Annotated in this window: 21 protein-coding genes and 1 tRNA gene; 8 read left to right on the top strand and 14 right to left on the bottom strand. The window is 71.7% G+C overall.

Annotated elements, in window-relative coordinates; genetic code table 11:
* Positions 1–50 precede the first annotated feature (50 nt).
* Positions 51–1,013 carry a GlxA family transcriptional regulator gene (locus tag ACIP2X_RS16560; protein ID WP_401673113.1) on the top strand — a complete coding sequence of 321 codons (963 nt, stop codon included), beginning with the start codon at positions 51–53 and terminating at the stop codon, positions 1,011–1,013.
* A gap of 15 nt (positions 1,014–1,028) precedes the next feature.
* Here ACIP2X_RS16560 and ACIP2X_RS16555 read toward each other — a convergent pair whose 3' ends face one another.
* From ACIP2X_RS16555 to ACIP2X_RS16510, 10 genes are all read right to left on the bottom strand, one after another.
* Complete coding sequence (locus ACIP2X_RS16555) at positions 1,029–2,405, bottom strand: cytochrome P450 (protein ID WP_401673110.1); 1,377 nt, start codon at positions 2,403–2,405, stop codon at positions 1,029–1,031.
* Positions 2,402–3,487 carry an epi-isozizaene synthase gene (gene cyc1 / locus ACIP2X_RS16550; protein ID WP_401673107.1) on the bottom strand — a complete coding sequence of 362 codons (1,086 nt, stop codon included), beginning with the start codon at positions 3,485–3,487 and terminating at the stop codon, positions 2,402–2,404. Before cyc1 ends, ACIP2X_RS16555 begins: the two co-directional genes overlap by 4 nt.
* Before the next feature lie 280 nt (positions 3,488–3,767).
* A complete protein-coding gene (def, locus tag ACIP2X_RS16545; protein WP_401673104.1) occupies positions 3,768–4,418 on the bottom strand; it encodes a peptide deformylase in 651 nt (216 codons plus the stop codon).
* A gap of 126 nt (positions 4,419–4,544) precedes the next feature.
* The gene (locus ACIP2X_RS16540; protein ID WP_401673102.1) at positions 4,545–5,525 is read right to left on the bottom strand and encodes a tetratricopeptide repeat protein; all 981 of its coding nucleotides are present in this window, start codon (positions 5,523–5,525) and stop codon (positions 4,545–4,547) included.
* 105 nt (positions 5,526–5,630) lie between these two features.
* Positions 5,631–6,842, bottom strand: a complete 1,212-nt coding sequence (locus ACIP2X_RS16535) for an HD-GYP domain-containing protein (RefSeq protein ID WP_401673099.1) — start codon at positions 6,840–6,842, stop codon at positions 5,631–5,633.
* A 23-nt stretch (positions 6,843–6,865) separates the two neighbouring features.
* Positions 6,866–8,179: an HD-GYP domain-containing protein gene (locus ACIP2X_RS16530; protein ID WP_401673096.1), complete on the bottom strand. Its 1,314-nt coding sequence runs from the start codon at positions 8,177–8,179 to the stop codon at positions 6,866–6,868.
* Positions 8,180–8,284: 105 nt separating this feature from the next.
* Positions 8,285–8,587, bottom strand: coding sequence for a mycothiol system anti-sigma-R factor (rsrA, locus tag ACIP2X_RS16525; RefSeq protein WP_401673093.1), 303 nt, complete (start codon positions 8,585–8,587; stop codon positions 8,285–8,287).
* A complete protein-coding gene (gene sigR, locus ACIP2X_RS16520) occupies positions 8,584–9,267 on the bottom strand; it encodes an RNA polymerase sigma factor SigR (protein WP_401674469.1) in 684 nt (227 codons plus the stop codon). The genes rsrA and sigR overlap by 4 nt, the downstream gene beginning before the upstream one ends.
* 256 nt (positions 9,268–9,523) lie before the next feature.
* On the bottom strand, positions 9,524–10,165 hold the full coding sequence (locus ACIP2X_RS16515) for an alpha/beta family hydrolase (protein WP_401673090.1): 642 nt from the start codon (positions 10,163–10,165) through the stop codon (positions 9,524–9,526).
* A gap of 1 nt (position 10,166) precedes the next feature.
* Positions 10,167–10,982, bottom strand: coding sequence for an SOS response-associated peptidase (locus tag ACIP2X_RS16510; RefSeq protein WP_401673087.1), 816 nt, complete (start codon positions 10,980–10,982; stop codon positions 10,167–10,169).
* 50 nt (positions 10,983–11,032) lie between these two features.
* Between ACIP2X_RS16510 and ACIP2X_RS16505 the strand changes: the two genes are divergently transcribed.
* From ACIP2X_RS16505 to ACIP2X_RS16490, 4 genes are all read left to right on the top strand, one after another.
* A complete protein-coding gene (locus ACIP2X_RS16505) occupies positions 11,033–11,746 on the top strand; it encodes a M50 family metallopeptidase (RefSeq protein WP_401673085.1) in 714 nt (237 codons plus the stop codon).
* Between the two features lie 85 nt (positions 11,747–11,831).
* Positions 11,832–13,148: a 3-phosphoshikimate 1-carboxyvinyltransferase gene (gene aroA / locus ACIP2X_RS16500; protein WP_401673082.1), complete on the top strand. Its 1,317-nt coding sequence runs from the start codon at positions 11,832–11,834 to the stop codon at positions 13,146–13,148.
* 10 nt (positions 13,149–13,158) lie between these two features.
* Entirely contained in the window at positions 13,159–14,169 is a 1,011-nt protein-coding gene (gene rsgA, locus ACIP2X_RS16495) for a ribosome small subunit-dependent GTPase A (RefSeq protein ID WP_401673080.1), read from the top strand.
* Between the two features lie 136 nt (positions 14,170–14,305).
* A complete protein-coding gene (locus ACIP2X_RS16490; RefSeq protein ID WP_401673077.1) occupies positions 14,306–14,629 on the top strand; it encodes a DMT family transporter in 324 nt (107 codons plus the stop codon).
* An 18-nt stretch (positions 14,630–14,647) separates the two neighbouring features.
* Here ACIP2X_RS16490 and ACIP2X_RS16485 read toward each other — a convergent pair whose 3' ends face one another.
* Positions 14,648–15,253, bottom strand: a complete 606-nt coding sequence (locus tag ACIP2X_RS16485) for a TetR/AcrR family transcriptional regulator (protein ID WP_401673074.1) — start codon at positions 15,251–15,253, stop codon at positions 14,648–14,650.
* 245 nt (positions 15,254–15,498) lie between these two features.
* Here ACIP2X_RS16485 and hisN point away from each other — a divergent pair, with 245 nt between their 5' ends.
* Together hisN and ACIP2X_RS16475 are read left to right on the top strand one after the other, a co-directional pair.
* Positions 15,499–16,299, top strand: coding sequence for a histidinol-phosphatase (gene hisN, locus ACIP2X_RS16480; RefSeq protein WP_401673072.1), 801 nt, complete (start codon positions 15,499–15,501; stop codon positions 16,297–16,299).
* A gap of 110 nt (positions 16,300–16,409) precedes the next feature.
* Positions 16,410–16,802: a cyclic nucleotide-binding/CBS domain-containing protein gene (locus tag ACIP2X_RS16475; RefSeq protein WP_401673069.1), complete on the top strand. Its 393-nt coding sequence runs from the start codon at positions 16,410–16,412 to the stop codon at positions 16,800–16,802.
* A gap of 97 nt (positions 16,803–16,899) precedes the next feature.
* On the opposite strand, the gene ACIP2X_RS16470 is transcribed toward ACIP2X_RS16475, so the two are convergent.
* Positions 16,900–18,354, bottom strand: coding sequence for a catalase (locus ACIP2X_RS16470; protein WP_401674466.1), 1,455 nt, complete (start codon positions 18,352–18,354; stop codon positions 16,900–16,902).
* Positions 18,355–18,515: 161 nt separating this feature from the next.
* On the opposite strand from ACIP2X_RS16470, the gene ACIP2X_RS16465 reads away from it, so the two are divergent.
* Entirely contained in the window at positions 18,516–18,932 is a 417-nt protein-coding gene (locus ACIP2X_RS16465; protein ID WP_401673067.1) for a Fur family transcriptional regulator, read from the top strand.
* Positions 18,933–19,092: 160 nt separating this feature from the next.
* Here the strand turns inward: ACIP2X_RS16465 and ACIP2X_RS16460 are convergent.
* Together ACIP2X_RS16460 and ACIP2X_RS16455 are read right to left on the bottom strand one after the other, a co-directional pair.
* A tRNA-Met gene (locus tag ACIP2X_RS16460) sits at positions 19,093–19,166 on the bottom strand.
* A gap of 104 nt (positions 19,167–19,270) precedes the next feature.
* Positions 19,271–21,187 carry a tetratricopeptide repeat protein gene (locus ACIP2X_RS16455; RefSeq protein WP_401673064.1) on the bottom strand — a complete coding sequence of 639 codons (1,917 nt, stop codon included), beginning with the start codon at positions 21,185–21,187 and terminating at the stop codon, positions 19,271–19,273.
* Between the last annotated feature and the right edge of the window lie 71 nt (positions 21,188–21,258).

Genomic DNA, 21,258 nt, shown 5'->3' with positions numbered 1-21,258 from the left:
GACTGCCGTAGACCCTCGATTTACTGCCATCACTGAGGCACACTGGGGGCATGCTGCAGAACGTGGCCGCCGTACTCGTCGACGGCGTGAACCCCTTCGAACTCGGCGTGGTCTGCGAGGTCTTCGGCACCGACCGGAGCGACGACGGACTGCCGGTGTACGACTTCGCGGTCACCTCCGCCGAGGGGCCGCAGCTGCGGTCCCACGCCGGCTTCTCCCTGCGGGTCGAGCACGGACTGGACCGCCTGGAGACGGCGGACCTGATCGCCGTGCCGGCCGGCTCGTGCTACGAGACGCGGACCTTCCCGCCGGAATTGCTCGACGCCCTGCGCCGGGCCGTCGAGCGGGGCTCGCGGGTGCTCAGCGTGTGCTCCGGCGTCTTCGTGCTGGGCGCCGCGGGGCTGCTGGACGGGCGGCGCTGCGCCGTGCACTGGCGGCACGCCGAGGAGCTGGAGCGGCAGTATCCGCGGGCGGTCGTCGAGCCGGACGTGCTCTACGTCGACGAGGACCCGGTGATCACCTCCGCGGGCACGGCCGCCGGCATCGACGCCTGCCTGCACATCGTGCGCAAGGAGCAGGGGCCGGAGGTGGCCAACAAGATCGCCCGGCGGATGGTGGTGCCGCCGCACCGGGACGGCGGGCAGGCCCAGTACATCGAGCGCCCGCTGCCCCGGTCGGAGGGCGACGCGGTCGCCGAGGTGCTGGTGTGGATGGAGCGCAACCTCGACCAGGAGGTCACCGTCGAGCAGCTCGCCGCCCGCGCCCTCATGTCACCGCGCACTTTCGCCCGCCGCTTCCAGCAGGAGACGGGGACCACCCCCTACCGCTGGATCCTGCGCCAACGGGTGCTGCTGGCCCAGCGGTTGCTGGAAGCGACGGACGAGACGGTGGACGCGATCGCCGGCCGGACGGGGTTCGGCAACGCGGCCGCGCTGCGCCACCAGTTCGTCCGGGCGCTGGGGACCACCCCCCAGGCCTACCGGCGCACGTTCAGGGGCCCGGAGGCCGCCTGAGCGCACCCGCTTCCCTCACCTCGGCACGGGCGTGAGCAGGAGCTTGTTCGGACGGAGCGTGATGCCGACCCGGGTCGCGTCGTCGGAGCCGGGCACCTGCTCGAAGCGGTACTTCGTCGCGACCGCCGCCGTGATCAGTGTCAGCTGGGCCATCGAGAAGTGGTCGCTCGGACACTTGCGATTGCCCACACTGAACGGACTCATGGCATATTTCGGCACGTCCTTGACGCGTTCCGGAAGCCAGCGGTCGGGGTCGAACTCCAGGTTGTCCCGGTACGATCGCGCATCGCGCTGAACCGCGTACGGACTGTAGATGATGTCCGCACCCGCCGGAATGCGATAGCCACCGAGTTCCGTGTCGGCGACCGCCCGCCGGGTGAGTATCCAGACGGCGGGACGCAAACGCATCGCCTCCACGACGACATTGTTCGTGTGCGTCAGCTTCCGGACGTCCTCGAATGCGACGGGCCGGCCGCCGGTCACGGATTCGACTTCGTCCCGGATCCGGTCGGCGTGTTCCGGATGCTGGGCGAGCACCTGGAGCAGCCACATGATCGTGGAGGCCACGGTTTCGCTTCCCGGGGTGAGTATCGCGACCACCTGGTCGTGGATCTCCTGTTCCCCGATGGGCTCGCCATTCTCGTCCTTCGCCTCCAGCAATGCCGTCAGCAAATCGTCCGGCTTTTGACCGGATGCCCGGCGCTCTGCCACGATCTCGTCGACCAGGAGATGCAAATCGGCCAGCGCCCGGTTGAATTCCCGGTTGGCGGGCAGCGGCAGCCGGTACAGCGGCCCCAGCGGGATCACCATCCGCTGGTACATGCCGCGGAACACGGTGGCGAGCGCCAGGCACAGCCGCTCGGCGCGCTCGTCCATGTACTCGCCGCGCAGCAGGCAGCGGGCCGCGATGCGCACGGCGACCCGGAAGGACTCGGAGGTGCAGTCGACGGTCTCACCGGGTCGCCAGCGGGTGGTGAGCCCGTGCGCCTCCTCCTCCATGATCGCCGCGTAGGCGGGGATCGCGCCGAGCCGGAACGCGGGCTGGATGGTGCGGCGTTGCCGCCGGTGACGCGGCCCGTTCGCGGTGGCCACGCCCTCCTTGCCGAGCAGCCCCTCCAGGGACTCCCACAGGGGGCCGTCGATCTTGTAGTCGGGGCTCAGGGCCAGGGCGCCGGTGAGCTCCGGGGTGGTGACGGCGTAGACCGTCTTGGGGCCGAGTCGCAGCCGGACCACGTCACCGTGGTCGCGCAGCTGGGACATGAAGGCCAGGGGGTCGCGCGCCAGCTTCCAGCCGTGGCCCAGGAGCGGGACACCGCCGCCCGCGACGGGGGGCTCCCGCAGTTCCGGGGCCTGCTGCCGGTTCGGGGCCGCGGGTACGGACTCGACGGTCATTTCTCACCTGCCGTTTCGTTGTTGACGTACGGGGGCGTGGACCGGTCGTCCCAGCTGTCGACCATGTAGCGGCCGGACTCGTGATGGAACCAGTAGACGGAACTGAACCAGTTCCGCATGTTCCCGAGGCAGGTGCGCACGGCAGCACTCAGTTCCTTTCCGTGCACCGTGCCGTCGGCGAGCGAGTCCGCAAAGCGTAAGCCCTCGGTTTCGACGACCAGGAATTCCGCGATGCATTCCTCGACGCGCCGCCGCAGTTCGACGACAGCTTCTTCCAGATTCAGCCCCTCATGGGTGATGAGACTGATTCCGAGATTGTGCACCTCGTCGCCCGCTATTTCCTTGGGCAGCGAACAGAGGTCGTTGTACCAGGCGGCGAATTCCTGGCTCAGCAGCGCCGCCCGCCGATAGGCCGGATGTTTCCGCACCGCGTCCGGAAGTTCCTGTCCGGCACTCGGCTCCAGCAGATCGGTCCATATCCAGTGCGCGAAGGTGAGCCGGCGCAGCGCCAGATATTCCTCGACCGTCGGCACGATCCCTTCGGTCCGGTTGTGGAATTCCTGGTCGTACGCCTCGATCACCGAGTGGAAGTGCCGGGCGAAGCGCTCGTTCCAGGTCCGGGGCAGGAACGAGAACAACCGCAGCACACTGTCCGCGAACCCCGCCACCAGCGCGTCCTCGTGGTGCAGATGGTCCTCGGGGGAGTCGAGCGCCTCGTGCAGCAGCGCCCGGAGCCGGCGCCAGGCCACGGGGCGGTGGTGGACGATGTCACGGTCGTGCCGGTCGTCCCAGACGAAGAACCACGCGCTGTAGTCCGCTATCGCCTGCAGGACGTCGTCGGGGGCACCTATGTAGTACCCCGCCATGAGATCGGTGTAGCACAGGCCGTCGGCATATTCCTCAATCTTGTCCGCCGGCATGAGCCGTTTTTCCAGGAGCCAGGTACGGGTCTTCTCCTGGAGCCTGGGCCAATACGGGTGCAATTGCCTGGGAAACGCCGCCTCGATCACCGGAAGAGACAGCGAGGGTGGGACTGCGATCGCGGTCGCGGTCGCTGTGGTGCTGTGTGGGAAAGCAGGCACGAACAAACCCCTCTCAGCCGCCAGTTGGGCACGCCCCTCCCGCTGTGCCGGGCGTGCGCCGTTGCGTAACCCCGCACTTCCCATTCAGCACCACAACTGACCGTTCTGGGAACGGATTTGCTTCATTCACTACCCCACAGTGCCGAGATTCTCCTGGCACCTGACTGGTTCTGGATCACTAGGGGCGTACATCCGATCGAACGTGCGACGGACAGACGAACGGCGCCTGGTCAGGCCGAGGAACCTGATCAGACGCCGTGCGTAGGGGTGAGGCGAGGTGTCAGTCGTTGGCGACCACGGGGTAGCGAGGCTCGTTCTCGGCCATCTGCCGCAGCGCGTCCTTGCGTTCCCGCTTGGACAGCCGGTCGATGTAGAGGTAGCCGTAGAGGTGGTCGGTCTCGTGCTGCAAACACCGAGCGAAGTATCCGCTGCCACGGACCTTGATCGGGTTGCCCCGCTCGTCCTGCCCCGTCACCTCGGCGTAATCGGGACGGGCCAGCGGCATGTACGCCGTCGGCACCGAAAGGCAGCCCTCGTTGCTGTCGTCCAGCCGGCGCTTGTCGGCGGGCAGTTCGACGAGCTGGGGGTTGCAGACCACGCCGGTGTGCCGGACACCGTCGTCGTCCGGGCAGTCGTAGACGAACACCTTCAGGTCGACGCCGATCTGGTTGGCCGCCAGACCCACACCCTCGGCGGTGCGCTGGCTGGCGAACATGTCGGCGACCAGCTGCTGGAACTCCTCACCGAAGTCGGTGACGTCCTCGCACTCCTTGTGCAGCACCGGGTTGCCGACCACGGTGATCGGCCGCGAGGTGCCGCGGTCGCGGTACGCCTGCTCGCGCTCCTCGCAGTCCTCCGAGTCGACGACGAAGCCCTCGTCGTCGACGGGGAGCACGCCCGCGTGCTGCTGATCGGTGTCCTGCTGCGCCATGACCGACGTACGCCTTTCTGGAAAAACCGGGGTGTGATGCTGATACAGGGTACGGGGAACGCGCCCTGCGGGGGGCGCGGACAAGTACGCGACCAGCCACGACGGGCCGGCGGCCGGCCGAGGGCCTCAGCACACCTCTTCGAGGTCCCGCCAGTCCCGGGAGTCGGGCGAATCCGCGACCCACCCGTCCAGCAGCCCCCGGACCAGCGAGGCCGGCGCGGCCAGCCCGCACTCGCGCTCCGGTACCCACAGCTGCCCGTCCGTGCGGTGACCGAGCGGCCCCGGATGCCCGGGCTCGCTGTGGTCGTGCGGGTCCAGATGCTCCCCGTCGCCCTCGTCGGACGGCATCCGTGACTCCGAGCACAGCCGGCACAGCAGCCGCACGGAGGACGACCAGTCCTCCGCGGCGAACCCGGCGTCGGCGGCGAGCTGCTCCAGGGCGTCCCGGTCCGCCTCGCTGGCGGCCTCCAGCAGGACCACCCAGGTGGGCACGGGTGAGGGCGCCCACAGTTCGATCTCGTCGAACACCGGATACGAGTGACCGGCGGCGGTGGTCCGCTCGCCGTGCGGCACCCCGTCGTGCAGGACGACCTCACCCCAGCGCCGCCCCGACGACGGCAGCGGGATGGACAGCACCTCGATCCGCGCCGGATCCAGCCGACGTCCCCACACCACCTCGGCCTCGCCCTCGGGCGACAGCCGTACGGCCGCGCTGCCCAGATCCATGCCGAGGGGCTCGCCGGAGTCCGTGGCACCGCCGGGCACATGCAGCCCGTAGGCCTGCCAGGCGCGCCGGGCCAGGGGCCAGTCCTGGAGGGCGGTCGCGGCGATGCCGACGTTCCACCAGTCGGGTGCGCCGGTCTCCCGGTCGAGCAGGGCGACGGCCCGCAGGCCGGCGGCCCGTGCCTGTTCCCAGTCGTGCCGGAACTTGTGCAGCAGCGCCAGGTTGAACCAGGACTCCGACAGCCAGGGTTCCAGGTCGGCGGCCCGCGTCAACAACGCGCCCGCGTCCTCGTAGCGACCGTCCCCGATGAGCGTGAAAGCCCGGTCGGTGGCCTGCCGCCAGGAGGCGGAGGGCCGGTGCCGTCCCTTGCCGAAGATCCTCACGATTCCCGCCTGCCAGTTCCGTGGAGTGGGCTGGCCTGTGCCCCCGGACACCCTCTCCTTCGCATCCAACCACGTGCGGCTGGAGAGGCGCTCATTACCCATGGGTTACCCAGCCGAGGGCAGGGTCAGACCCTCCCTCGACAGCACCCGGGCCAGCGCCTCGACGACCTCCGGAGCGTAGTCTCCCGCGGTCCCCAGCCGCAGTTCCTCCAGCGCGGTGAGCGGCCCGCCGGGGCCCGCGTCCCGTGCCTTCTCCTCGTACGCGTTCACCGCCCGCACGATCCGGGCGGCCGGCGGCTGCTCAGGGTACGGATCCGCCTGCCGCTCGACCACCACGGCGACCTCCGCGTCCACCCCGGTCTGCCGGACCACCGCGCCGCCCAGCAGCGCGATCCGCCGCTGCTCGGCCCCGGGCAGCCCGGCCGTGGCCCCGGCGGGCACCGGGTCGACCAGGCTGAGCTGCCCGATGTCGTGCATCAGCGCCGCGTACTCCAGCACGGTGAGCTCCGGGCCGGTCAGGCCCATGTCCCGCCCGACGGCCCGGCTGAGCGCGGCGACCCGGCGGGCGTGACCGACCGGGGTGTACCCGGCGATCTCGGTGGCGCGGGCGAGCGAGGCGATGGTCTGCCGGTACGTCCGGCGGACCGCGGCGTAGCGGCGCAGGGACACCTGGGTGAGCAGCAGCGGAAGACAGAACACCGGCAGCGCCCAGAGGCCGACGACCGCGACGGCGAGCGCCATCACGGCGCCTGTGGCGCAGACGGCCGACCCGATGCCGAGCATGCGGTGCAGTTCGTCCCGGAGCAGCGGTCCGAAGGGCCAGCCGGTGCGGGAGTACGCCAGCGCGGCGGCGAGCAGGGCGTCGCACAGCGCGGTGAGGGCGAGGACGGCGACGAGCAGCAGCGCGTAGGCGGGTCCGTTCCAGTCCGTGAAGGTGCCGCCGTCGTAGAGCGGTTGGAAGCACACGGCGGCGAACCCGACGGTCAGCACCCGCCGGGCCAGATGGTCGACCACGGGCCCGCGCCCGCGCGCGATGTTCGGCACGCATCCGGCCAGCGAGGCGGCGAGCACGACACTGACCACCTGGGCCACCCCGTGGGCACTGGGCCGCCCGGCGACCTCCCCGAGCAGCGCGTACGACAGCGCCCCGGCCGCGCCGAGCGGCGCCGCCTCCCGGGTGCGCGGTCCCGTCCAGCGGGTGAGCTCCCCGAGGGCGACGAACACGCCGAAGGCCAGCGCGATGCCGCGCTGTTCGAGACCGGTCCAGAGGGTGACGGCGAGACAGCCGGAGGCGAGGAGCGCGGCGGAGCCGCGCATCAGGGGGAGGGCCCGGCCGCGGGTCAACGGTTCGCCCCCGCCCGGCTGGAGACCGGCGGGTGCGGTGGCGGGACCCGGCGGGAGCTCCCGCCCTGGGCGGTGACGACGGGATCCCACCCGGACCGCCGTACCACCCGCGCCAGCGCGTCGACCATCACCGGGTCGAACTGCCGCCCCGCGCACCGCTCCAGCTCCTCCAGGGCCACGGAGACCGGCCGGGCCCTGCTGTAGGACCGGGTGGAGGTCATGGCGTCGAACGCGTCGGCCACCGCGACCACCCGCGCGGACTCGGGGATCTGCGTCCCCACGAGTCCGTAGGGATACCCGCTTCCGTCCAGCCGCTCGTGATGGTGCAGTACGGCGGCCCGGGCCTCGCCGAGGAAGGCGATCCCCCGCACCATCTCGTGCCCGTACTCCGGATGGAGCTCGATCACCCGCCGCTCCTCGGGGGTGAGCGGCCCGTCCTTGCGCAGCAGCCGCGTGGGCACGCCCAGCTTCCCCACGTCGTGCAGGATCCCGGCGAACCGCAGCACCTCGACGCGTCCGTCGTCCATGCCCAGCTCGCGCGCGATCAGCATGGAGGCCTGCCCGACCCGTTCGCTGTGCCCGCGCGTGTAGCCGTCCTTGATGTCGACGGCCTGCACCAGCGCCCTGATGGTCGCCTGGTGGGCGCCGCGCTCACGGTGGTACTGGACGAACGCCCACCACGAGACGCCCATCGGCAGCAGCACGAGCAGCGCGGCCACGGGGCCGTAGGGGCTGCGCCACAGCACGGCCATCATCAGCCCGGCGAGCCCGTGCACGGCGACCGGTGCCAGCGACCGCAGGAAGAGGCCGCGCCAGGCCCGCCGGGCCGGGACCCGCTCGGCGACGACGAGGATGCCGCCGTCGAGCACGGTCTGCACCACGCAGAAGGTCAGCACCGCGGCCGCGGCCGGCCCGAGCGCGTGCGGGACGTCGGGCGCCACCACGGCGTCGCGCCCGCCCAGCGTCCAGAACACCCACCCGGCCGCCCACACGGTCACGACCAGTTCGGCCGCCCGCCAGATCCGCCGCAGCACGACGGGACGCCGCTCGACGGGCGCCGGCAGCGCGCCGGTCAGCGCGACCAGCGCGGCGGCGGGCGGGGGCAGCACGAACACCGCGGCCAGCAGAACCGGGTAGAAGGTGCCGGGGCAGCGCCTGCGGGCGATCCACTCCCCGCCGGCGTACAGGACGGCGAGCAGGGTCGTCGCCCACCAGGGCGTGCGGACCAGGGGTGGTGGCAGCAGGCAGACCAGCGCGCCGAGCACGACACAGGCCACGTACGCACGTGCCCGTGCCGGAACCGCCTCCATGAACGACGCCCTCCCCAGTCCCGTGCCTGTCCCAGGCTTCGGAGCCTAGGACGGTCGGGAGGAGGCGCGGGCCGAAGGCCGGCGGATTAACGCATTCGGGTGACTCTACGACTCCTGCGGAGCGGCCGTCACGTCGTGCTCGGGCACCGACTGCCCGGAGCGGATGAGGTCGAGCCGTCCCATCACCTTGGCGCGCAGGTCGGCGGGCACGTCGTCATGACCGCAGCACCGCTTGACCAGCTTCTTCACGGCCTGCTCCAGGCCGTACTTCTCCAGGCACGGCGAGCACTCCTCGAAGTGCTGCTGGAACTTCTCGCGATCGAGGTCCGGCATCTCGCTGTCGAGGAACTCGTACAGGTGGTCGAGTACCTCACTGCAGTCCGTCTCGTGCGGCTCTCCGCAGCTCATGAGCCCGAGCCTTTCGCTTCGTTCGACTCTCCGGCGCCGGCCGGGACCAGCCCGCGCTCGCGGGCGTAGTCCTCGAGCATGCCGCGCAACTGACGACGGCCACGGTGCAGCCGGGACATCACCGTACCGATGGGTGTCCCCATGATGTCCGCGATCTCCTTGTACGCAAAGCCCTCTACGTCCGCGAGATACACGGCGATGCGGAATTCCTCGGGGATGGCCTGGAGGGCTTCCTTCACGTCGGAGTCGGGCAGGTGGTCGAGCGCCTGCGACTCGGCGGAGCGCAGCCCCGTCGACATGTGCGACTCGGCGCGGGCGAGCTGCCAGTCCTCGATCTCCTCGGCCGCGCTGCGCTGGGGTTCGCGCTGCTTCTTGCGGTACGAGTTGATGAAGGTGTTCGTGAGGATGCGATACAGCCAGGCCTTGAGGTTGGTGCCCTCGCGGAACTGGTGGAAGGACGCGTACGCCTTGGCGTACGTCTCCTGCACCAGGTCCTCGGCATCGGCGGGGTTACGCGTCATGCGCAGCGCCGCCGAGTACATCTGGTCGAGGTATTCGAGCGCGTCCCGCTCGAAGCGCGCACTGCGCTCCGCGGTCGTCTCCGCGCTGATGCCCTGGCCCTCGGGCAGCTCCGCCTGGCCGTTGTCGGTCCCTGCGTCGTTACCGGTGACCGGACCCACCTCCTCGGGAATCTGGGCAGGCCCGAAGCCGGTCCCACCAGAATCGGAGGATAGACGACGATCCGCACCCGCCGCCGCTCGAATGGGGGCGGTCTTGGCCGCGTGCAGCACCGTCCAGTCCAGGTCAGCACGGCTGCCACGGCTCGGGCAGAAGGTCGAACCCATGCGGCGGACTTCCTCTCCTACGACGTCGGTGCTGGTCATCAGCACTTCTGTCCGCCTCAACAGTGGCCGGGGTCCCGGCATTCCCGGAGCGTCACCCCAGTGACCCGGTCCACCCGAGCACCGCGTCGGTGATGATCGCGACAGCTTCCTCCTGGCTGATTTCCGCCCGTTTCGGCACGGCGAAGCCATGATCGCCGTAGGGCACCTCGACCAGCTCGTGGTCGCCGTCCGGGAACTCCCGCGGCCTGCCGAACGGGTCGTTCCCGCCCTGCACGACGAGGGTGGGCACCCCCGCGCCGAGCAGTTCCGCGGCGCGGGACCGCTCCGGCTTGCCCGGCGGGTGCAGCGGGAAGCTGAGCGCGAGGACGGCCGCCGCGCCCAGCTCCGTCGCCGTGCGGCAGGCGACCCGGGCGCCGGCGCTGCGCCCGCCGGAGACGACCGGGGTGCCCTGGGCCGCCAGCGTGGGCCAGATCCCGCGCCAGCCGGCGTCCAGCGTCCTCGGCGCGGGCGCCAGCTTCTTCCCGGCGACCCGCCAGGGCTGCTCCACCCGGGCCACGGTCACCCCGTGCGGGGGCAGGGCCTGCGCCAACGCCATGAGGTCCCGGGCCTCGATGCCGCCGCCGGCGCCGTGGCCGACGGCCAGGACGAGCCTGGCCCCCCGCGCCCGGTGCCAGGTGATGCGGGCGGTGCCCACCTCGGTCTCGACCGTCTCTTCGGTCACTTCTGGACTCACATCAGAAGAGTGTGCCCTCGACCGGTCCCTCCAGCTCCTTCAGCAGCTCCGGCCCGTTGTTGCGGACGTTGGAGACGGCCGTGGTCACCGGGTAGGCCCGCATCCGTCCCGGCGGGGGCGGGGCGAGCAGGTCGCGCAGGTCGTCGGGGTCGGTGCGGGACGGGTCGAGCCAGGCGTCCCAGCGGTCGGGGGTGAGCATCAGCGGCATCCGCGGGTGGATGTCGGCGAGCGTGTGCGGGCCCTCGGCCGGGGACACCGCCAGCGGGTCGCTCTCGGCCTCGGTGGTGATCACCGAGCAGGTGACCCACCAGGCCCGCGGGTGGTCGTCGGGCAGCGTCCGGTCCCGCCAGAACTCGTAGAGACCGGCCATCGCGAACACCGAACCGTCGGCGGGCAGCACGAAGTACGGCTGCTTGCGCGGCCGCTTCTTCCTGCCCTCGACCTCCAGCTCCCGTTCCTGCTGCCCGGTGACCCACTCGTAGTAGCCGTCGGCGGGCACGATGCAGCGGCGGGTGGCGAAGGCACGGCGGTAGGCCGGCTTCTCGTGCACCGTCTCGGCGCGCGCGTTGATCATCCGTGCGCCGCCCTCGGGCGTCCTGGCCCAGGACGGGACGAGCCCCCACTTCAGTTTGCGCAGCTGCCGAACCGGTCGCGGATCGGCCACGTCCTTCAAGGGACGGTCCAGGACGGCGTAGACCTCCTTGGTGGGCGCCACGTTGAAATCGGGCTCCAGGGTCTCCTCCGGCTCCCACTTCTCGATCTCGAAGATTCCCGCGAGATCCTCGGGTCCACGACTGGCCGCATACCGTCCGCACATACGTGCCACACTGCCAGACCTCCGCCGAACACAGGGAGCGCCCCGGAAACATGGACAGCACGACAGCCACGTCTCTTTGGGACGAACTCATCGGCAGCCAGCCCGACCCGGACCTGTGGGTCGTCCTCGCGACCCTGGCCGCCGCCGTCGCCGTGGTCGTCCCGCACGGACTGTGGCGGCTCGCCCGCAACGCGATCACCATCGCCCACGAAGGCGGCCACGGTCTGATCGCGCTGTGCACCGGCCGCACCCTGACCGGCATACGCCTGCACTCCGACACCAGCGGACTGACGGTCAGCCGGGGCAAGCCCTACGGCATCGGCATGATCCTCACGGCCGCCGCCGGCTACACCGCGCCCCCGCTGCTCGGCCTCGGCGGTGCGGCGCTGCTCGCCTCCGGGCACATCACGCTGCTGCTGTGGGTGGCGACGGCCCTGCTGGTGGCGATGCTGGTGATGATCCGCAACGCCTACGGCGTGCTGACGGTCGTCCTGGCGGGCGGCTCGTTCCTGCTGGTCTCCTGGCTGGCCGGGCCCCAGGTGCAGGCGGCGTTCGCGTACGTGGTGGTGTGGTTCCTGCTGCTCGGCGGGGTGCGTCCGGCGTTCGAGCTCCAGGCCAAGCGGCGCCGGGGCGGCGCGGGCGACTCCGACGCCGACCAGCTGTCGCGGCTGACGCACGTGCCGGCCGGGCTGTGGCTGTTCTTCTTCCACGCGGTGTCGCTGAGCTCGCTGATCGGCGGCGGGCGCTGGCTGCTGGAGGTGTGAGCGGCTCGCGAGGGGCGCCGGGAACTGCCCGACCAGCCACAACGCACCAGCACCCGATCCCCCGCCGCCCACTAGAGTGGGGCTCATGGCGCAGAACCCCGCAGACACCTCCCTCTGGCCCGCCCCGCACGCGAGCGGAGCCGTCGACGCGACGGTCCATGTGCCCGGATCCAAGTCGGTCACCAACCGCGCCCTGGTGCTCGCGGCCCTCGCCTCCGAGCCCGGCTGGCTGCGCCGCCCGCTGCGCTCCCGCGACACGCTGCTGATGGCCGCCGCCCTGCGGGCGATGGGCGTCGGCATCGAGGAGGGCGTGGGCCCCGACGGCACGGGCGAGGCATGGCGGGTGCTCCCGGCGGGCCTGCGCGGCCCGGCCACGGTGGACGTCGGCAACGCCGGCACGGTGATGCGCTTCCTGCCGCCGGTCGCCGCGCTCGCCGACGGGCCGATCCGCTTCGACGGCGACCCGAGGTCGTACGAGCGTCCCCTGAACGGCGTCATCGACGCCCTGCGCGTGCTCGGCGCCCGGATCGACGACGACGGTCGCGGCGCGCTGCCGCTGACCGTGCACGGCGGGGGCGCCCTGGACGGCGGCCCGGTCGAGATCGACGCGTCCTCCTCCTCCCAGTTCGTCAGCGCCCTACTGCTCTCCGGCCCGCGCTTCAACCAGGGCGTCGAGGTCCGCCACATCGGCTCGACGCTGCCGTCCGTGCCGCACATCCGGATGACCGTCGACATGCTCCGCGCGGTCGGCGCCCAGGTCGACACCCCGGAGGCGGGCGGCGAGCCCGACGTCTGGCGGGTCACACCGGGCGCCCTGCTCGGCCGGGACCTGACGATCGAGCCGGATCTGTCCAACGCCCAGCCCTTCCTCGCGGCGGCCCTGGTCACCGGCGGCAAGGTGCTGATCCCGGACTGGCCGTCCCGCACCACCCAGCCCGGGGACCGGCTGCGCGAGATCTTCACCGAGATGGGCGGCTCCTGCGAACTGACCGAGTACGGCCTGGTCCTCACCGGATCGGGCGCGGTCCACGGCATCGACGTGGACCTCGGCGACGTCGGCGAGCTGACCCCGGGCGTCGCGGCGGTCGCCGCGCTCGCCGACTCCCCCTCCACGCTGCGCGGCGTCGCGCATCTGCGGCTGCACGAGACGGACCGCCTGGCCGCGCTCACCAAGGAGATCAACGCGCTCGGCGGTGACGTCACCGAGACCGCCGACGGCCTGCACATCCGCCCGCGCCGCCTGCACGGGGGGATCTTCCACACGTACGAGGACCATCGCATGGCCACCGCCGGCGCGATCATCGGCCTGGCGGTGGAGGGCGTGCAGATCGAGAACGTGGCGACGACGGCGAAGACCCTGCCGGACTTCCCCGACCTGTGGACCGGGATGCTCGGGGCCTAGGGGTCACGCCATGCGCCGCTACGGCAAGCACACCGACGAGGACGACATCCGCTCCCGCCCCAACCGCAAGGGCAACCGGCCGCGTACGCACATCCGCCCCAAGCACGAGGACGCGGCCGAGGGCATGGTCCTCACCGTCGACCGGGGCCGCCTGACCTGCCTGGTCGAGGACACGGTGGTCATGGCCATGAAGGCCCGCGAGCTGGGCCGCAAGGCCGCGGTGGTCGGCGACCGGGTCGCCCTGGTCGGGGACCTGTCCGGCAAGAAGGACACGCTGGCGCGGATCGTGCGCATCGCCGAGCGCACCTCGGTGCTGCGCCGCACCGCGGACGACGACGACCCCTACGAGCGGGTGGTCGTCGCCAACGCCGACCAGCTCGCCATCGTCACCGCCCTCGCCGACCCCGAGCCCCGCCCGCGCCTGATCGACCGCTGCCTGGTCGCGGCGTACGACGGCGGCCTGGAACCGCTCCTGGTGCTGACCAAGTCGGACCTCGCCCCGCCGGACAAGATCCTCGAACTGTACGGCGACCTCGACATCCCCTACGTCGTCACCAGCCGCGAGGAACTGGCGAGCGGCGACGCGGCGGAGCGGGTGTTCGCGCAGCTGGACGGGAGGGTCACGGCCTTCGTCGGGCACTCCGGCGTCGGCAAGACCACCCTCGTCAACGCCCTGGTGCCCAAGGAGCGGCGGCGCACGACCGGGCATGTGAACGCGGTGACCGGGCGGGGCCGGCACACCACCACGTCCGCGCTCGCCCTTCCGCTGGACGGCACGGACGGCTGGGTGATCGACACCCCGGGCGTCCGGTCGTTCGGACTCGCGCACGTCGACCCGTCCCGGGTCATCCACGCCTTCCCCGACCTGGAGCCGGGCACGGAGGGCTGCCCGCGCGCGTGCAGTCACGACGAGCCGGACTGCGCGCTGGACCAGTGGGTGGCCGACGGGCACGCCGACCCCGCCCGGCTGTACTCGCTGCGGCGGCTGCTGGCGACGCGGGAGCAGCCGGAAGGTGACTGACGTTTCCGCTGTTTCTCTTCACGCGGGGTTTGTCCGGGGGCGGCTCCGGTAAGGGCATAATCGCAAAAGCCGGATGCCAACCCTGACAAACGCCGACAAGCGGTCACAGTACGTGGAGAAACGGGGAGGACAGCACATGGCGTGGCTGCTGGTCATCGTGGCCGGGTTGCTGGAAACCGGCTTCGCGGTCTGCCTGAAGCTGTCGCACGGCTTCACGCGGCTCTGGCCGACCATCGCGTTCGCCGTCTTCGCGCTCGGCAGCTTCGGCCTGCTGACGCTCGCGCTGCGGAAACTCGACGTGGGCCCCGCCTACGCGGTGTGGACCGGCATCGGCGCGGCGGGGACGGCCATCTACGGCATGGTCTTCCTGGGCGACCTCGTCTCCACGCTGAAGATCGTCTCGATCAGCCTGGTCATCATCGGCGTCATCGGCCTCCAGCTCTCCGGCTCGTCCCACTGAGCGCTTCGGAGCGCCGCCTCACACCGGCCGGCGGTGCAGCGCGCCGCGCACCAGGTCCCCGACGCCGCCCTCACCGGGCGGCGCCGCCACGCAGGACAGCGCGAGCCGGACGGCCAGTTCGCAGGAGCGGGCCAGGTCGGCGGCTTCCGCCGGGGGCGCGCCCGGGCCGCCGAGCACCGTCACGGCGCGGTCGCGGACCAGCGCCACGAAGTCGCCGGGCGACGGCAGCGCCCCGTCCGCCCGCCGTTGCGCGGGGACCGCGGAGGAGGACGGCACCGCCGACAGCGTGGGAGAGGGCAGCCGCTCGCTCCAGCAGCCGGTGAGCAGGGCACGGACGAGCACGTTGTCGCGGGCCGCGGAGGCGGTCCACTCGGCGGTCGCCGTCAGACGGTCGCGGGCGTCGCCCGGTGTGACGAGGGCCCGTTCGACGCCGGCGAGGTAGCCGTCGGCCTCGCGGCGCACCAGGGCTCTGGCCAGCCCTTCCTTGCTGCCGAACTCGTTGTACAGCGTCTGCCGGGACACGCCGGCCGCCGCCGCCACGTCCACCATCCGCACGGCGGCCCACGGCCGCCGCGCGAGTGCCGTGCAGGCGGCGTCCAGCAGGGATTCCCGTGCAGCAGGCATCGTCGCCTCCCTGGGGGGACGGACACTGCGCCCAGATTTGACGCGTACGCGAGCACTGTCAAGGGTTCGCGCAGGTCGTCCGGGGTGGAGGGCTCGGTACGTGTCCTCCACCCCGGACGGGTGGAGGGCTCGGTAGGTGTCCTCGCCGGGGGCGTGCGCTCCCGCCGTGCGCCCGCCGTCTGCCGCAACTCGCCACCACCGCCCCCTGTAGCTCCGCACGGACCATGACAGATACGGTTCGTTGCATGCCCGACTATCTCGACGACCTGCGTCTGGCCCACGTCCTCGCGGACGCCGCCGACGCCGCGACGACGGACCGCTTCAAGGCCCTCGACCTCAAGGTCGAGACCAAGCCCGACATGACGCCGGTCACCGAGGCCGACCGGGCCGCCGAGGAGCTCATCCGGGGCCACCTCCAGCGGGCCCGACCACGCGACGCGGTCCTCGGCGAGGAGTACGGCGTCCAGGGCACGGGCCCCCGCCGCTGGGTCATCGACCCCATCGACGGCACCAAGAACTACGTGCGCGGGGTCCCCGTCTGGGCGACCCTGATCTCCCTGATGGAGGCGGCGGAGGGCGGCTACCAGCCCGTCGTCGGCCTTGTCTCCGCCCCGGCCCTCGGCCGCCGCTGGTGGGCGGCGAAGGGCAACGGCGCCTTCAGCGGCCGCAGCCTCACCTCCGCGAGCCGGCTCCAGGTCTCCCGCGTCTCCAAGCTCTCCGACGCCTCCTTCGCGTACTCCTCCCTCTCCGGCTGGGAGGAGCAGGGTCGCCTGGGCGGCTTCCTGGACCTCGGCCGCGAGGTGTGGCGCACGCGCGCGTACGGCGACTTCTGGCCCTACATGATGGTCGCGGAGGGGTCCGTCGACATGTGCGCGGAGCCGGAGCTGTCCCTGTGGGACATGGCCGCCAACGCGATCATCGTCACCGAGGCGGGCGGCACCTTCACCGGCCTGGACGGCCGCCCGGGCCCGCACAGCGGCAACGCCGCCGCGTCGAACGGCGTGCTGCACGACGAACTGCTGGGCTACCTCAACCAGCGGTACTGAACGCACACTTGTTGACCCGTGCTTTACCTGCCACTCTGAAAGTCCCCCCGATTGTGAATTTGTGAAACGATGAACAAACGGCGGGGACACTCCAGGAGGTGGCTCCATCCATGCTCGTACGTGACGCCATGAGCACAGTCGTCCTCACCATCGGCCCCACCCACACCCTGCGCCAGGCCGCCGCACTGATGTCCGCCCGCAGAGTAGGCGCGGCCGTCGTCCACGACCCCGACGCCGGCGGCATCGGCATCCTCACCGAGCGCGACATCCTGAACTCCGTGGGCCTCGGCCAGAACCCCGACACCGAACACGCCCACGACCACACGACCACGGACGTGGTGTTCGCCGCCCCGTCGTGGACCCTGGAGGAGGCGGCCCGCGCGATGGCGCACGGCGGCTTCCGGCACCTGATCGTCCTGGACGGCGGCGAACCCACCGGTATCGTCTCGGTCCGCGACATCATCCGCTGCTGGGCACCCGCGCGGCAGCAGGTCCCCGCGTGAGTACGGGGACACCAGGCACCTGAGCACACGAACGGGCCGGGTCTCCCCGAGGGAGACCCGGCCCGTTTCCCCGGCAAGCGGTCCAGTGCTGGTGGTGTCAGCCGCGCAGGGTCTGGACCGCGGCCTCCAGCCGCTTGCCGAAGTCGGCGTCCGCCCGGCGGAAGTTGTCGATCGCCCGCGCGGCGATGTCGTCGCGCGAGACGCCGGAGATCGCACCGGCCAGGTTGTCGATCAGACGCTCCTGCTCGTCCGCCGACATCAGCCGGTAGAGGTTGCCCGCCTGGACGAAGTCGTCGTCCTCGGCGTGCGCCGGGGTCGGGTGGTTGCCGGTGCCGCCGGTGAAGCCGTCGAACGGCTCCCACAGTGCGCGCCCGGTCTGCGCCGGCCCCCCGAAGCTGTTCGGCTCGTAGTTCTTCGCACCGCCGTGGCGGCCGTCGTACAGGAAGCCGTCGCGGGAGTTGGTGCGCGCCTCGGTGGCGTGCGGACGGTTCACCGGCAGGTGGTCGGCGTTGATGCCGACGCGGTAGCGGTGGGCGTCGCCGTAGGCGAAGAGACGGCCCTGGAGCATCTTGTCCGGGGAGGGGCCGATCCCGGGCACGAAGTGGGCGGGGCTGAAGATCGACTGCTCGACCTCGGCGAAGACGTTCCGCGGGTTGCGGTTGAGCTCCAGCTTGCCGATCTCGACGACCGGGTAGTCCGCGTGGGGCCACACCTTGGTCAGGTCGAACGGGTTGAAGCGGTACGTCGCCGCGTCGGCCGCCGGCATGATCTGCACACCCACGGTCCAGGACGGGTACTCGCCCCGCTCGATGGACTCGCGCAGGTCGCGCTGGTGGGAGTCGGGGTCCTTGCCCGCGAGGACCTCCGCCTCCTGCGCCGTGAGGTTCTTGATCCCCTGGTCGGTCTTGAAGTGGTACTTGACCCAGAAGACCTCGCCGGCCTCGTTGCTCCACTGGAAGGTGTGCGATCCGAAGCCGTCCATGTGACGGTACGAGGCGGGGATGCCGCGGTCGCCGAACAGCCAGGTCACCTGGTGCGTGGATTCGGGGGACAGGCTCCAGAAGTCCCAGACGTTGTCCGCCTCCTGCGAGCCGGTGTACGGGTCGCGCTTCTGGGTGTGGATGAAGTCCGGGAACTTGATGGCGTCCCTGACGAAGAAGACCGGGGTGTTGTTGCCGACGAGGTCGTAGTTGCCCTCCTCGGTGTAGAACTTCAGCGAGAAGCCGCGCGGGTCACGGACGGCGTCCGCCGCGCCGAGGTTGCCGGCCACCGTCGAGAACCGGAGGAAGACCTCGGTCCGCTTGCCGGGCTCCGAGAGGAACTTGGCCCGTGTGTACGGGGTGACGTCGGCGGTCACGGTGAACGTGCCGTATGCCCCGGCGCCACGGGCGTGCACGACGCGCTCCGGGATGCGCTCGCGGTTGAAGTGGGCCAGCTTCTCCAGCAGCAGCTGGTCCTGGACGAGGACGGGGCCGCCCGCGCCCGCGGTCTCGCTGTTCTGGTTGTCGGCGACCGGAGCTCCGGCCTCCGTCGTGAGCGGTCCCTGGGTCACGTACGCCTCCTGCGTCACTCTTGCGTCTTCCAGCTGCATGGCCGGTTCCTGTCTCCGACCAGAGCCGAACTCGATCCTACAATGGACTTTGTCTAAGTCAATCACGGCTCCAAAGTCACACCTGTTCGGAATTTATTCCGCCTGCTGCTAAGGTGGTTGTCATGAGTGACCTTCTGGACCGGCTGCGCGGACGCGGATGGCGGATGACCGCGCAGCGGCGCGTCGTGGCCGAGGTCCTCGACGGCGAACACGTCCATCTGACGGCCGACGAGGTGCACGCCAGGGCTGTCGCGAAGCTGCCCGAGATCTCCCGGGCCACCGTGTACAACACGCTGGGCGAGCTGGTCTCCCTCGGTGAGGTGCTCGAGGTCAGCACGGACAAGCGCGCCAAGCGCTACGACCCGAACGCCCGCCAGCCGCACCACCACCTGGTCTGCGCCCGGTGCGGCGCGATCCGCGACGTCCACCCCACGGGCAACCCGCTGGCCGACCTCCCCGACTCGGAGCGCTTCGGCTTCACGGTCTCGGACGTCGAGGTGACCTACCGCGGCGTGTGCCCGAACTGCGCGGCGGCGTAAGCCTTCGCCGTTTCGCCGTTCCCACTGTTTTCGCCCCACTGAGCAGCCCCCGGCGCCGATCGGCCGCCGGGGGCTCGCTGTTGTGCCGAGGCGCGCGCCCGTGAGGCGCCAACACCAAGGGCCGGAGTCCAGTGACTGGACTCCGGCCCTCGGCCTTCAGTAGCGGGGACAGGATTTGAACCTGCGACCTCTGGGTTATGAGCCCAGCGAGCTACCGAGCTGCTCCACCCCGCGTCGGTGAATGCAACGTTACGTCAAGGACGCGGACAGAAGCAAATCACTTCAGAAGGCCGGACTTGAGGAGGGCCTGCGCGGCAGCGACGGCGCCCGCCCCGCCCTCAGGCGGACAGCTCCTCCCGCAGGGCGTCCCGCAGCCGCGCCGCCCGCTCGGCGACCTCCGCCGGCCCCAGGGTCACCGCGCGGTCAGCCCACCGCTGCCCCTCGGCCAGCTCCCCACGACGCGCGTAGACGAGGGCGAGCCGCAACGCCGCCCGCCCGTGCCCCGCGTCGGCCGCCCGGGTCCACCACACCGCCGCCTCCGGCTCACTGCCCTCCCGCGCCAGCAGCAGCCCCAGGTTGAACGCCCCGTTCCGCGATCCCGCCTCGGCCGCCGCCCGGTACCACCGGGCCGCCTCGACGATGTCACCCCGGGCGGCCGCGAGCATGCCGACCCGCACCTGCGCCCGCCGGTGCCCCTGCGTCGCGGCACGCTCGTACCACTCCTCGCACTCGGACTTCTCGTGCGACGGCTCCCCCAGCTCGTGCGGCGACACCGGCGGCCGCCGGGCGTCGAGCACCGCCGCCAGCCGGTACGCCGCCTCGGGGCTGCCGCCCCCCGCCGCGCACCGCAGGTGCCGCTCGGCCTCGCGCTCGTCCCCCTCCCGCAGCCGTGCCATCCCGACCTGCAGGGCCGCCTCGATGTGCCCGGCGGCCGCCGCCCGCTCGTACCAGCGCAGGGCGGCCCGGTCCTCGCCCCGCTTGGCGTGCAGGATCCCCAGGTTGAAGGCGGCGTCGACGCTCCCCGCCTCGGCCGCCTTGGAGAACCAGGGCTCCGCCCCGCTCTCGTCGCCCTCCTGGAGCAGCAGGATCGCCAGCGCGTTCGCCGCCTCCCGGTGCCCGGCGTAGGCGGCGCGCCGGTACCACTGCTCGGCCTGCGTGATCCGCTTCTGTTCGGCGCAGAGCAGCCCGAGGTTGTACGCCCCGTTCACGTCACCGGCGTCCAGGGCCGCCCGGTACCACCGCTCGGCGGTCTGCGTCTCGCCCCGCTCGGCGTGCAGCGCGCCCAGCGCGTTCGCCGCGTTGCCGTCGCCGTCCTGTGCGGCACGCAGCCACCACACGGCGGCGCTCTCCTCGTCCCCGGCGTCCCGCAGCAGGAAGCCGAGCGCGCAGGCGGCGCGCGCCTCCCCGTCCTTGGCGGACGTCAGGTACCAGCGCCCGGCCTCCTTCAGCTCCCCGCGCTTCTCCAGGATCGCCCCGAGGTGCAGCGCGGCCCGGCGATGCCCGCGCGCGGCGGCCTGCCGGTACCACTGCTCGGCCTCCTCCTCCGCGGGGACCTCCGCGCGAGCGCCCGGCCCGGCACCCGCGGGAGCGCCCGCAAAGGCGGCGGGCACGACGTCGGCACCGCCGGACCTGCCGCTGAATCCGCCCGTGATCACGACACCGTTGTCGGCCCCGGCCCCGCCCTCGTGCAGCCCTCGGCGATCAAGCGTGCGAGCCAGGCGGTACGCGGCCTCCCGGTGCCCCCGCTCGGCGGCGACCCGCATCCACTGCTCGGCGCCCCCGTCCCCCCGGTGCTCCAGGAGGTCGGCCAGCGCGTACGCCCCGAGGACGTGGCCCTGCTCGGCGGACTGCCGCAGCCAGTACTCGGCGGCCGGCTCGTCGCCCCGCTCCCGGTGATGCCGCCCGAGGGCGTGCGCGGCGGCCGCGCTGCCCGCGACGGCGGCGATCCGCCACCAGCCGGCGGCCTCGTCGGCGTATCCCCGCTGGTGCAGCAGGACGCCCAGATTGTTCGCGGCGGCGCGGTCGCCCTCGGCGGTCGCGGCGCGCAGATGGGGTTCGGCTCCGTCGAGATCGCCGCGGCGCAGGAGCATGGCCCCGAGGACGCTCATCGCCTCGGCGTCACCGGCCTCGGCGGCGAGCCGCTGACGCGCCTCCTCGACCGCCTCGCCCGTTTCGTCCCGGGTTTCCTCCTGGCCGGCAGACTGCACAAATCGCCCTGTCTCGAACAGAGTTGCCTTGTCCCCCATAACGTCCATCGTCGCACCACCTGCAACCTGGGTACACCTCGTATACCGCAGCCAGTGAGGTCACTTCAGCGTTTTGTCGA

The sequence above is a fragment of the Streptomyces sp. NPDC089424 genome, assembly GCF_044749345.1.
In the GTDB taxonomy this organism is placed as follows: domain Bacteria; phylum Actinomycetota; class Actinomycetes; order Streptomycetales; family Streptomycetaceae; genus Streptomyces.
Note: the sequence above shows the minus strand (reverse complement) of the source record. Positions and strands in the feature narration are given on the sequence as shown.

Bases quoted from the DNA above. Each gene is read 5' to 3' on its own strand.
- ACIP2X_RS16560 (WP_401673113.1), top strand. From the start codon at position 51: ATGCTGCAGAACGTGGCCGCCGTACTCGTCGACGGCGTGAACCCCTTC.
- ACIP2X_RS16555 (WP_401673110.1), bottom strand. From the start codon at position 2,405: ATGACCGTCGAGTCCGTACCCGCGGCCCCGAACCGGCAGCAGGCCCCG.
- def (WP_401673104.1), bottom strand. From the start codon at position 4,418: ATGGCGCAGCAGGACACCGATCAGCAGCACGCGGGCGTGCTCCCCGTC.
- ACIP2X_RS16535 (WP_401673099.1), bottom strand. From the start codon at position 6,842: ATGCGCGGCTCCGCCGCGCTCCTCGCCTCCGGCTGTCTCGCCGTCACC.
- ACIP2X_RS16530 (WP_401673096.1), bottom strand. From the start codon at position 8,179: ATGGAGGCGGTTCCGGCACGGGCACGTGCGTACGTGGCCTGTGTCGTG.
- rsrA (WP_401673093.1), bottom strand. From the start codon at position 8,587: ATGAGCTGCGGAGAGCCGCACGAGACGGACTGCAGTGAGGTACTCGAC.
- ACIP2X_RS16510 (WP_401673087.1), bottom strand. From the start codon at position 10,982: ATGTGCGGACGGTATGCGGCCAGTCGTGGACCCGAGGATCTCGCGGGA.
- ACIP2X_RS16505 (WP_401673085.1), top strand. From the start codon at position 11,033: ATGGACAGCACGACAGCCACGTCTCTTTGGGACGAACTCATCGGCAGC.
- aroA (WP_401673082.1), top strand. From the start codon at position 11,832: ATGGCGCAGAACCCCGCAGACACCTCCCTCTGGCCCGCCCCGCACGCG.
- rsgA (WP_401673080.1), top strand. From the start codon at position 13,159: ATGCGCCGCTACGGCAAGCACACCGACGAGGACGACATCCGCTCCCGC.
- ACIP2X_RS16490 (WP_401673077.1), top strand. From the start codon at position 14,306: ATGGCGTGGCTGCTGGTCATCGTGGCCGGGTTGCTGGAAACCGGCTTC.
- ACIP2X_RS16485 (WP_401673074.1), bottom strand. From the start codon at position 15,253: ATGCCTGCTGCACGGGAATCCCTGCTGGACGCCGCCTGCACGGCACTC.
- hisN (WP_401673072.1), top strand. From the start codon at position 15,499: ATGCCCGACTATCTCGACGACCTGCGTCTGGCCCACGTCCTCGCGGAC.
- ACIP2X_RS16475 (WP_401673069.1), top strand. From the start codon at position 16,410: ATGCTCGTACGTGACGCCATGAGCACAGTCGTCCTCACCATCGGCCCC.
- ACIP2X_RS16465 (WP_401673067.1), top strand. From the start codon at position 18,516: ATGAGTGACCTTCTGGACCGGCTGCGCGGACGCGGATGGCGGATGACC.
- ACIP2X_RS16455 (WP_401673064.1), bottom strand. From the start codon at position 21,187: ATGGACGTTATGGGGGACAAGGCAACTCTGTTCGAGACAGGGCGATTT.